12 protein-coding genes are annotated in these 10,292 nt (G+C 41.4%); 5 read left to right on the top strand and 7 right to left on the bottom strand.

Features of this window, described 5'->3' with window-relative positions; genetic code table 11:
* Positions 1-1,283: PAS domain-containing protein (locus JWQ85_RS13645; protein ID WP_299468848.1), on the bottom strand; the 1,283-nt coding region annotated here is incomplete at its 3' end.
* 405 nt (positions 1,284-1,688) lie between these two features.
* Between JWQ85_RS13645 and kaiC the strand changes: the two genes are divergently transcribed.
* From kaiC to JWQ85_RS13625, 4 genes are read left to right on the top strand one after another with little or no spacing between them, the layout of a single operon-like run.
* Complete coding sequence (kaiC, locus tag JWQ85_RS13640; RefSeq protein WP_299468846.1) at positions 1,689-3,440, top strand: circadian clock protein KaiC; 1,752 nt, start codon at positions 1,689-1,691, stop codon at positions 3,438-3,440.
* Positions 3,440-3,727, top strand: a complete 288-nt coding sequence (locus JWQ85_RS13635) for a circadian clock KaiB family protein (protein WP_299468844.1) — start codon at positions 3,440-3,442, stop codon at positions 3,725-3,727. The genes kaiC and JWQ85_RS13635 overlap by 1 nt, the downstream gene beginning before the upstream one ends.
* An 18-nt stretch (positions 3,728-3,745) precedes the next feature.
* Positions 3,746-4,075, top strand: a complete 330-nt coding sequence (locus tag JWQ85_RS13630) for a circadian clock KaiB family protein (RefSeq protein ID WP_299468843.1) — start codon at positions 3,746-3,748, stop codon at positions 4,073-4,075.
* A gap of 2 nt (positions 4,076-4,077) precedes the next feature.
* Positions 4,078-5,739, top strand: a complete 1,662-nt coding sequence (locus JWQ85_RS13625; protein WP_299468841.1) for an ATP-binding protein — start codon at positions 4,078-4,080, stop codon at positions 5,737-5,739.
* Here the strand turns inward: JWQ85_RS13625 and JWQ85_RS13620 are convergent.
* Positions 5,712-6,323: a hypothetical protein gene (locus JWQ85_RS13620; RefSeq protein ID WP_299468840.1), complete on the bottom strand. Its 612-nt coding sequence runs from the start codon at positions 6,321-6,323 to the stop codon at positions 5,712-5,714. The two genes, JWQ85_RS13625 and JWQ85_RS13620, sit on opposite strands and share 28 nt — an antisense overlap.
* A 153-nt stretch (positions 6,324-6,476) precedes the next feature.
* On the opposite strand from JWQ85_RS13620, the gene JWQ85_RS13615 reads away from it, so the two are divergent.
* Positions 6,477-7,250: an enoyl-CoA hydratase/isomerase family protein gene (locus JWQ85_RS13615; RefSeq protein WP_299468838.1), complete on the top strand. Its 774-nt coding sequence runs from the start codon at positions 6,477-6,479 to the stop codon at positions 7,248-7,250.
* Positions 7,251-7,261: 11 nt separating this feature from the next.
* Here JWQ85_RS13615 and JWQ85_RS13610 read toward each other — a convergent pair whose 3' ends face one another.
* From JWQ85_RS13610 to JWQ85_RS13590, 5 genes are all read right to left on the bottom strand, one after another.
* On the bottom strand, positions 7,262-8,053 hold the full coding sequence (locus tag JWQ85_RS13610) for a DJ-1/PfpI family protein (protein ID WP_299468836.1): 792 nt from the start codon (positions 8,051-8,053) through the stop codon (positions 7,262-7,264).
* A gap of 77 nt (positions 8,054-8,130) precedes the next feature.
* Positions 8,131-9,078, bottom strand: a complete 948-nt coding sequence (locus JWQ85_RS13605; protein WP_299468834.1) for a GlxA family transcriptional regulator — start codon at positions 9,076-9,078, stop codon at positions 8,131-8,133.
* A 118-nt stretch (positions 9,079-9,196) separates the two neighbouring features.
* The gene (locus JWQ85_RS13600; protein ID WP_299468832.1) at positions 9,197-9,508 is read right to left on the bottom strand and encodes a hypothetical protein; all 312 of its coding nucleotides are present in this window, start codon (positions 9,506-9,508) and stop codon (positions 9,197-9,199) included.
* A gap of 93 nt (positions 9,509-9,601) precedes the next feature.
* The gene (locus tag JWQ85_RS13595) at positions 9,602-9,895 is read right to left on the bottom strand and encodes a chaperone modulator CbpM (RefSeq protein WP_299468830.1); all 294 of its coding nucleotides are present in this window, start codon (positions 9,893-9,895) and stop codon (positions 9,602-9,604) included.
* A gap of 4 nt (positions 9,896-9,899) precedes the next feature.
* Positions 9,900-10,292: DnaJ C-terminal domain-containing protein (locus JWQ85_RS13590; RefSeq protein WP_299468828.1), on the bottom strand; the 393-nt coding region annotated here is incomplete at its 5' end.

Below are 10,292 nucleotides of genomic sequence, written 5' to 3'. Positions count from 1 at the left end.
GTCCAATCTGTCCATGTTTTGTTGACATAGATTATTACCCCTTCGTCGTTAGACATCCAAAGCGCTGTTGGCGAAGCGCTGGTTATATTTTGTAGTAAGTGCTCACTATCAATTAGCGCTTGCCTACTGGCAATTTCGTTACGCAGATCGCGGGCAATGGTTGCCTTGCCTTGTGGTTTGCCGCTTGGGTCATAGGTATATATAGATGTTGTGTAAACAGGAATAGCATCACCGGTTTTATAGTGCCGATATAAAAGCTGGCCAGACCACCGCCCCGTTTTTTCAAGCGATCTATTTACAACTTTTAACTTACTTATTTCGCCGGGCATAATAAATTCCAGGTCATGTGGCAGGGCTTCAACATCATCTAACCCAATCATTTTTCGGCCAACAGTATTTACATAACCAACATTGCCATCAATATCCGAAAGGCTTATAAAATCATATGTATTATCTATCAGGGTTATGAGTTTGCGCTTCTCTTCCTTTTCACGTATCGTTGCGGTAATATCAAGGGCTGTACCTGCAAAGCGTATACAATTCCCTTTATCATCAAAATAAGCTTTACCCTTACTGCGCAGCCACCTTAATTGCTTATCTACCGAACTGATCGTTCTAAACTCGCAATCGTAAATACCATTACCATTAGGATCAAGGGTTTGTTTAACCTTTTCTTCCACCATCTCACGGTCGTTTGGGTGGATATTCTTTAACACATCTTTATAAGTCATTGACTCGCCTTTTGCAAAGCCATGCAGGCGGTTACAACGTTCATCCCAGGTAACAACTTCGGTGGCTGGGTTCATATCCCAGGTGCCTAATTGTGCCGAATCCAGCGCGAAACGTATCCGCTCCTCATTTTCCGCCAGTTTTTGGCGGGTAAGCACCAATTCGGTAACGTCATCGGCAGTGTTTAATATACCCCACACTTCTCCATTATCATTCTTAAGTGGCTTATAGGTAAAATTGAAATAAAAAGGTTGCAGTTGCCCATTCACTAACAGGTTAACCCGTTCGCCATATGCTTCATAAGCTATGCCTGTTGCATATACTTCGTCTAAAATATCAAAAAAGGGTTGGCCCTCTAACTCGGGCAATGCCTGGCGAAAGGTTTTACCAATTATTGATATATCCTTATCCCATACCTTTAGTATGGCATCGTTCACTAACGTAATAACAATATCAGGACCAACGTATAAGCCAACCGGTGAGGGGGACTCGTCTATGATGGTCTTAAACAGGTTTTCGTTTTGCAAAGCATTTTGATAGATGTCGCTTTCCATGTCTTTGGTAGAAAAACAATATAAATATACTGCAATAAATTAATCAGGGGGAGCGCCTTGCGGATAATAATACAATATTAATCCTTCTGTTTGATTATAGCTAATCTGTTATATCAATAATATAGGTTAGTATCTGCAACGGGTAATTTTAGTCTCTTATTATCGCAGATAACCCTCATTCCGTTTTAAATAAATGTTAATTAATTTATTTCAAGGTTATTGTTTATGGGCAAAACGTAAATTAAATGTTATAATCCAAACAATTATAATTTCATGTAGTTAACTCGAAATAATTTGTAAGATACCTTACAACGTAATTGAATAAATAAACCTTTCTCCAAGCAATACACTTGCTTGTTAAGGTGATATTATATTTTATGAAATATTGAAAAACGATTAGATTACATGAGTAAGTCTCAAAAAAATAAAGAGCCCGTACAATATGGTACATTACCAAAGGCTTTAACAGGCATAACAGGGCTTGATGAAATTACAGGCGGAGGGCTTCCATACGGTAGACCATCCCTGATATGCGGCGAAGCCGGATCAGGTAAAACACTTATGTCGATTGAGTTTATTGTACGCGGCGCCGTACAGTATAATGAACCCGGCGTTTTTGTAGCTTTTGAAGAAAAATCTGATGAGCTGGCTATAAACGTGGCATCGCTGGGCTTTGACTTAAAGAAACTACAAGCCGAAAATAAATTAAAAATAGACCATGTACATATTGACCGCAGCGAAATAGAAGAAACCGGCGAATACGACCTGGAAGGATTGTTCATTCGTTTGGGTTACGCTATTGACAGTATTGGCGCTAAACGTGTAGTGCTTGATACCTTAGAAAACCTTTTTTCAGGTTTAAATAACCAGGCAGTTTTGCGTGCCGAACTGCGCAGGCTGTTCACCTGGTTAAAGGAAAAAGGTGTAACCGCCATTATTACCGGCGAACGCGGCGAAGGCGCGTTAACCCGCCAGGGCCTGGAAGAATATGTATCTGATTGTGTAATACTACTTGATAACCGGGTAGTTAACCAGATAACCACCCGTAGGTTACGCGTTATTAAATATCGTGGTACTGTGCATGGCACAAATGAATATCCATTCCTGATAGATGAGGACGGCATATCGGTACTGCCAGTAACCTCATTAAAAATGGCCAATACGGTTTCTACCGAGCGGATATCAACCGGGGTAAAAGCTTTGGATGATATGCTGGGCGGCCGGGGCCTGTATCGCGGCGGCAGTGTGCTGGTATCGGGCACCGCAGGTACAGGTAAAACAAGTTTGGCAGCATCTTTTGCCAACGAAACCTGTAACCGAAAAGAAAAGTGTATTTATTTTGCCATGGAAGAGTCGCCAAACCAGATTATCCGTAATATCCGTTCAATAGGTATAGATCTGCAAAAACATGTTGATAGTGGCTTGCTTATATTTAACGCGTCAAGGCCAAATTTACACGGGTTAGAAATGCACCTGGTAGCTATGCATAAGTGTATCAAAAAATACCGCCCAAGTGTGGTGATTATTGACCCGATCACCAATTTCATTAACATAGGCTCGGTAAGTGAGGTAAAAAATATGCTGGTGCGCATGATAGATTTTTTGCAGGAAGAGCAAATCTCTGTAATGTTCACCGCGTTATCATTAAACACTATTGTGAATGAACAGACCGACGAGGGGGTATCATCATTGGTAGATGCCTGGATACTGGTACGCGACATTGAGTTTAACGGCGAACGTAATCGTGGTTTATATGTTATGAAATCGCGCGGAATGAAACACTCAAACCAGGTGCGTGAATTTATAATAACCGGTAACGGGCTCCAACTGGTAGATGTTTACCTGGGTCCCGATGGTATACTTACAGGCTCGGCCCGCGAACAGCAAATGCTGCTGGAACAAACCGGCGAAGCTATACGCAACAGCGCGGTTACCCGTAAAGACAGGGAGATCATTCGCAAGCGCAAAGTACTCGAGGCTAAAATAGCCAGCCTGCATACCGAGTTTGAATCGGTAGAGGAAGAACTTAATAAAGTTTACCTGGAAGAAGAGCTTAAAAAAGAAATATTAAGAAAAAACCGTGAGGAAGTGATCAAGATAAGAAGAGGCGAAACGGAAGAAAATGTGCAAACCTCCAAAACATCCCGTAAAAAATAATGGTAAGAATTGATAAAAAATGGGAGCTTAGGCTATATGTAGCAGGTAAAACACCAAAATCTGTTACCGCGTTAAGCAACCTTAAAAAATACTGCGAAGAACATTTAAAAGGCCAGTACCGCATTGAGGTAGTGGATCTTTTAGAAAAACCACAACTGGCTGAGGGTGACCAGATACTGGCTATACCAACGCTGGTTAGGAAAGTGCCCGAGCCTATCCGTAAGATAATTGGAGACCTATCTAACGAGGAAAAGGTATTGGTTGGTTTAAACATTCGCCCCGCTTAATTGTATAAATAAATAGTTATGGCCGATGAAAGCGGGGTTTTAGATGGATACAATGAGGAAAATACCGAGGCTGGGATTTATGTATTACGCTTGTTTATTACGGGGGCATCCCCTAACTCTATCCGTGCGGTAGAAAATATAAAATCTATTTGTGAGGAATATCTGCCAGGTAACTACGATCTGCAAATAATAGATATTCACCAGCAACCACAACTTGCCCACGGGGAAGATGTAATAGCAGTGCCTTTAATGATAAAATTAGCACCCTACCCTAAAAGAAGGATGATAGGTGATATGAGCGATACAAAGAGGGTTTTAAAAGGACTTGGCCTTTCCACAAACAGTTAATTATGGAGCAACCCAATTCAGATAAAGAACTTTTAAGCGAAATAGAAGAACTGCGGTTTCAGCTTGAAGAAGCACATGAAACTATTAATGCTATACGCACCGGGCAGGTTGATGCCCTGGTTGTAAAGGATAAAACCGGTCACCAACTCTACACCTTAAAAACAGCCGACCAAACTTACCGTGTATTTATTGAGAAAATGAGTGAAGGAGCGGTTACCATAAACCGCGACGGCATAGTTCTGTATTGTAATACCCGCTTTGCCGAAATGGCTGATACTCCATTGGAGAAAACAATTGGAATGCCCCTTGCCTCTTTTGTTCCCGATACCTCAAAAGATAAATTGGAACAGTTGATACACAACAGTTGGGATGAAGATTGCAGGCAGGAAATTATTTTGAAAGATGGCGGTGGCAAAGATATGCATTGCATGTTCTCTTGTAACACTATTGAGCTTGATAGCGGTATAGCGCTTAGCATTATTATTACAGATTTAAGCGTATTAAAAGAAACCGAAAAACAGTTACACCTGCGTAATGCGCAACTCGAAGAATCACGTGCTAATACTCAGAAACTAAATAGCTCGTTAGAAGCTACTGTAAAAGAACGCACACATGACCTGGTAATAAGCCGCGAGCACTTTAAGCTGCTTACAAACAATATTGTGCAAATGACATGGACCAATTTGCCCGATGGTAATGTAAACTCTTATAACCAGCGCTGGTATGATTATACGGGTAAAGATTTTGAAACCACAGGCGGTTTTGGCTGGAAAGAACTGGTACACCCGGATGATTTGAAAGAAACAGCTGAAAAGTACACACGATCATTAAAAACCGGTGAAATGTTTGAAGTAGAAAACAGGTACCGCAGGTACGATGGGGTTTATCGCTGGCACCTTAACCGGTCAAAACCACTAAAGAACGATAAGGGCGAAATTATATTCTGGGTAGGTACGGCTACAGATATTGAAGACCAGAAACGTGAGATGGATCGTAAAGATGAGTTTATTGGTATTGCCAGTCATGAGCTTAAAACCCCATTAACCAGTTTAAAAGGCTACCTGCAGCTAATTGCAGGATATAATAAAGAAGAACTGCCCCCAATTATCAAGCAATATATAAGCAAGGCAAGTTTATCTATAAATAAGCTGCAAAGCCTTATTAACGATTTGCTTGATGTGAGTAAAATAAAAGCAGGCAGGTTAGAGTATGCTTTATCTGATGTAAATATTACCGACCTGATAAATCAGTGTATTGAAAATGCCGAACATGTTTATCCATCCTATCAGTTTGAAAAACATATAGCTGATGCGTTTATCGTAAAAGGAAATACCGAACGCCTTGAACAAGTATTAATGAACCTGTTAAACAACGCGGTAAAGTATTCGCAAACCAACAAAAACATATCTGTAACAGCTGCAAAATATGGCAACAATGTAAGGGTATCTGTTACAGACCATGGTATAGGCTTATCCAAAGATCAGCAAAGCAGGATATTTGAGCGTTTTTATCGTGTAGAGGATAAAAAGAACATGACAAGTGGTTTAGGCATGGGCTTATATATTTCGCACGAGATCATCACTAACCATAATGGGACCATCGGTGTTATAAGCGAACCTGGCCAGGGCTCTACCTTTTATTTCGAAATACCACTATTGGCCTGATCATAATTTGGTTTTCTCTTATTACTGTTCGATACTCCACAGAAGGTAATATAAACCATTGGTATCAGCATTAACATATCAACTATATGGGCAATAGTCTCTATACGTAATATGCGCGATACAGGGAACAGTATTCCCCCTAATGAAAAAAGCACACCAGCCCATAACGTTATGGCTTTTGTACGTACAAGTACAATACCCAGCACAAACACGCTTATAGGGAATAGCGGCCCTCCTATCCAAAAAACAAGGTTAGCAAATATGGCATGCGAACCCAAACCATCCAGCATAGTTTTATGTGATATACCAAATATATCAGCAAATGCATCTTGCAGGCCAAAGGCTACCCCACCGCAAGCACAGCCATAAATAGCTAAAAACCTTCCGATAGTGCTGTAAACAGGTGTTTTAACTTTCAACACATCAAACAAGCCATTAAATACAACTATCCAAAAAACGCTCCCTACAATTATAAGCGTGCCACCTGTTACATTATATCGTCCGTTTGCCAGCCAAAAGAAACCGGATAATGTATAAAATAACGGTGCAAGGATAAGAGAGAGGTTGAATAACTTCTTTTCCATGATTGTGATTATTAATTGGTTGTGTTTTGTGACGCGGAACTTATTAGAAAGGTTACAGCATGCTTTGTATAGCAATGCATATTTGAATACTTTGAAAATTTGCAGGCTCATTTAAATTACGGATATTGCCATGCATTCATCATCAGCTCAATTATGACCGATAGCATTAACGGAAACGTAGTTATTAATACCAGTGCCGATGGCATTACAACCATTGGCTTTTATCACCCTGCACAAAACTCACTGCCTGCTCACCTGTTGCAAGCACTTACCGATAAAATAAACGAAGCAGGCAACGACCCGCAAACTAAAGTTATTGTTTTACAGAGCGCCGGCGAACGCACGTTTTGTGCGGGTGCCAGCTTTGATGAACTACTACGGATTAAAGATAAAGAGGCGGGCGCGGTATTTTTTTCGGGCTTTGCCAATGTGATAAACGCTTGTCGTAAATCGCCCAAGATCATAATAGCTCGCATACAAGGCAAAGCTGTGGGTGGCGGCGTAGGGCTTGCCGCCGGTGCTGATTATTGCCTGGCAACAGAAGCTGCATCAATTAAACTGAGTGAGCTGGCTATAGGTATAGGCCCATTCGTAATATCCCCCGCGGTGATACGTAAGATAGGGTTGCCGGCCTTTTCACAGCTAACTATTCGCGCGGTCGATTTCCAGTCGGCACAATGGGCTATGGAGAAAGGGCTGTATAACGAGGTGTATGCCAACGTTAAGCTACTGGACGAAGCCTTGGATACGCTTACACATAAGCTTGCCTCCTACCACCCCCAGGCGCTGGTAGGCCTTAAACAAATACTATGGGAAGGTACCGAAGACTGGGACCAGCTACTCACCGAACGTGCTGCCATTAGCGGCGAGCTGGTATTATCTGAATTTACCCAGCACGCGCTAAACAGCTTTTTAGAAAAGAAATAGTTGCAGGAATATTATTTGCTTTTGGCAATAACTAACCCTTGCTGCGGCACCCATTTATCATATTCCATATAGGCGGCAACTTGTTTGGCGGCCTCAATACCACGTACTTTTTCTACAAGGTGTAAGGCGCCATCAATACCGGCAGATATACCGGCAGTGGTTATTACTTTACCGTTATCAACATAACGCACATTTTTTAAAACCTTAGCTTTAGGGACTTCCCTTTTCAAATCCTCAATGCTCAGGTGAAAGGTAGTTGCGGTTAAATTATCTAACAAACCTGCTTTACCCAATATAAATGCACCGGTACAAACAGAAAAGTAGTAATCAATATTTGTCTGTTTTTTCACCCAGTCTATTACTTTAGGGTTATTAGCAGCAACGCCTGCGTTACCGCCAAAAAACACCAGTATATCGGCATGTGGGGCATCGTCAATACTATAATCGGGAGTCACTTTTAGTATCCCTTGCGATTTGATCTGTTCTTTAGTTGCCGATACGGTAAAAATATCAAATCCGGCATAAGCGAAAACTTCCATTGGGCCGGCAAAATCTAATACTTCTACGCCATCTTGTAGGTAAAAAGCCACTTTATACCGTTTTGTGTTTTTATCATGTTCTGCGGCGGTTTGTTTCACCAGAGTCATTCCACAATGCGGACATTTTCCGGCTGCTTTATAGGCTATTTTATCGCAATCGCCGCAGGGAGGGCAATAGTAATTACTTTTAGGCTGCGCCGATGCATGGTTTATAAGAACACATACCTGTAAGCATATAACAATTAGTAAAAGTATTTTTTTCATGATGATTTAGTTTATGCGCAAAGCTACCTACCCCGCATAAACTATTACAGCCAACTAAGCGCAATATCAGGCCATCATTAAACCTGCTTTTTTATAATAGAGCGCAACTGATTGGTACTTTTTAGGCCACAACTTTGTGCTGCCGCCTGCATAGTATAACCATCGGCTATCATTTGAACAGAACGTTCGTGGCGAAGGTTATTAAGATAATCGCCTATGCTTATTTGAGTGGTTTTTCTGAATAGACGGGTTAAGTTCCGGGGGCTCATAAACACTTCTGCTGCAAGCTGTGTTATACTCAACTTCTTATCTAACGATTGTGACAGCAAGTCTTGTACTGTATGTATGCGCTGATCAATGTGGTTGCGAAATTGCATAAACGCGCTTATTTGCGGGTCTGATTCGGTACGGCGGATATACACCACTATCTCTTTGGCAATTTTGGCGGCAAAGCCAGAACCGAACAACTCTTCGAGCATGAATAATGCCAGGTCGATACCCGACGAAACACCTGCGCTGGTGTAAATATTATCTGCCTTTACAAACAAGCGGTTACTTTTCAATAAAGTTTGAGGGAACCTGGTCTGAAAGCGGTCTGTATACTTCCAGTGTGTGGTACATTCCTTATGGTTAAGCAGCCCGGCTTCGGCCAGTAAAAAAGCGCCGGTACATACCGAGCATATTTTAACACCGTTATCATATTGCTTTTTTAACCAGTACTGGAAAGCTCTTGATGAGGTTAAAAATCCATCATTAGTTAACAAAGACGATTCCAGGCCGGGCACAAATATTACGTCCCCGGGTTGCAGGTTAAGTTCGTTATAGTTTATAAGATTAGATAAAAACAGGCTACTGCTACTTTGAATGCAATGTTCTTGAGCATGAATATTGCAGAAATGCAACTTTAAGGGAGCCCCATAATCTGCCGCCTCATAAAAAACATGAGCGGGGCCGGTAATATCCAACAAATGCACCCGCGGCGGGATCACAAATGCTGCCTGTACAAGTTTTGCAGATACACTCATTTCATCAAGATGCTACAATCCGCATCAAACATAATAAAAATAGTAGCGTAGATAGCCCCCTGTTTATCATAAAAAAGCCCCTCATTGCTGAAGGGCTTCATATATATTTATATTAAAATTAGTGTCTTCCATGACCATGACCTCTACCATGCCCACCGCCGTGACCGCGATAGTGTTCGCGATAAACTACCTGGCGGCGATAAACCGGGCGTTCATAATAACGTGCCCTATAAACCGGGCGAGCATAATATCTGCGTACCGGGCGGTCATAGTAAACCACGCGGTCGTAATCATCATAATAATACGGTCTTTCAATAACACGTACAGGGGCGCCTAAATTTACACCTATCCCAACACTTACCTGCGCTTTTGCAAACTGCGCGCCCAAGGTTAATACTAATGCTATTATTGAAATTTTAATCAGTTTCATAGTAGTGAATTTAGTTACAATTATTGTTTCATTTGTATCTATGACACCATAACGGCAACATGGTTTAATAAAACCTCACTCCTTTTTGGAATACTACTTTTCGTAAAGCCTTAATTTGCTCCTTAAAACACTCATTTCCTGCTCCATATCCTCTAATTTTTCCAGCAAATTATTTATGGTTGCAACGCCCGGTTCATTAATTTCCAGCTGGCTGTGCAAGCGCACAAGGCGTTCCAGCTTCTGTATCTCATCAATTGGGATACAGTGGGTTTTGTTAACAGTAGTTACCTTAACCAACCCGGCATCAGCCAGGTATTCAACAAATGTGTATGCCACATTATGGTACACACAAAAATCCTTCACGGTTATTAAATTTTCTGTTCTCATAGGTTTATGATTTAGCCAGTTCTTCAAATAACTCTTTCTGCTTTGGATTTAGGTTTGTGGGTATTTGTATATTATAGGTAAGGTATAGATCGCCAAATTGATTATCTTTTTTGTATACCGGCAGGCCTTTGCCTTTAAGCTTCACTTTAGTTCCGGGTTGCGTACCCGGCTGTACTTTCAGTTTCACCTTGCCAGTAAGGGTATCAGCAGTAATTTCGCCACCTAAAACGGCTGTATACAGGTCAAGGCTTATGTTGCGGTACAAATCATTGCCTACACGTTTAAACTCCGCATCTTCGGGGATAGCAAATTTAATGTACAAATCGCCCGCTGGTGCACCATTGCTTCCTGCACCACCATGGCCTTTAATCTTTATGGTTTGCCCGTTTTCTATCCC

The organism is Mucilaginibacter sp. (assembly GCF_028288105.1).
Lineage (GTDB): Bacteria > Bacteroidota > Bacteroidia > Sphingobacteriales > Sphingobacteriaceae > Mucilaginibacter.
This window is presented reverse-complemented; position numbering and strand designations above follow the sequence as displayed.

Bases quoted from the DNA above. Each gene is read 5' to 3' on its own strand.
- kaiC (WP_299468846.1), top strand. From the start codon at position 1,689: ATGAGTAAGTCTCAAAAAAATAAAGAGCCCGTACAATATGGTACATTA.
- JWQ85_RS13610 (WP_299468836.1), bottom strand. From the start codon at position 8,053: ATGAAAAAAATACTTTTACTAATTGTTATATGCTTACAGGTATGTGTT.
- JWQ85_RS13630 (WP_299468843.1), top strand. From the start codon at position 3,746: ATGGCCGATGAAAGCGGGGTTTTAGATGGATACAATGAGGAAAATACC.
- JWQ85_RS13600 (WP_299468832.1), bottom strand. From the start codon at position 9,508: ATGAAACTGATTAAAATTTCAATAATAGCATTAGTATTAACCTTGGGC.
- JWQ85_RS13615 (WP_299468838.1), top strand. From the start codon at position 6,477: ATGACCGATAGCATTAACGGAAACGTAGTTATTAATACCAGTGCCGAT.
- JWQ85_RS13620 (WP_299468840.1), bottom strand. From the start codon at position 6,323: ATGGAAAAGAAGTTATTCAACCTCTCTCTTATCCTTGCACCGTTATTT.
- JWQ85_RS13625 (WP_299468841.1), top strand. From the start codon at position 4,078: ATGGAGCAACCCAATTCAGATAAAGAACTTTTAAGCGAAATAGAAGAA.
- JWQ85_RS13605 (WP_299468834.1), bottom strand. From the start codon at position 9,078: ATGAGTGTATCTGCAAAACTTGTACAGGCAGCATTTGTGATCCCGCCG.
- JWQ85_RS13635 (WP_299468844.1), top strand. From the start codon at position 3,440: ATGGTAAGAATTGATAAAAAATGGGAGCTTAGGCTATATGTAGCAGGT.
- JWQ85_RS13595 (WP_299468830.1), bottom strand. From the start codon at position 9,895: ATGAGAACAGAAAATTTAATAACCGTGAAGGATTTTTGTGTGTACCAT.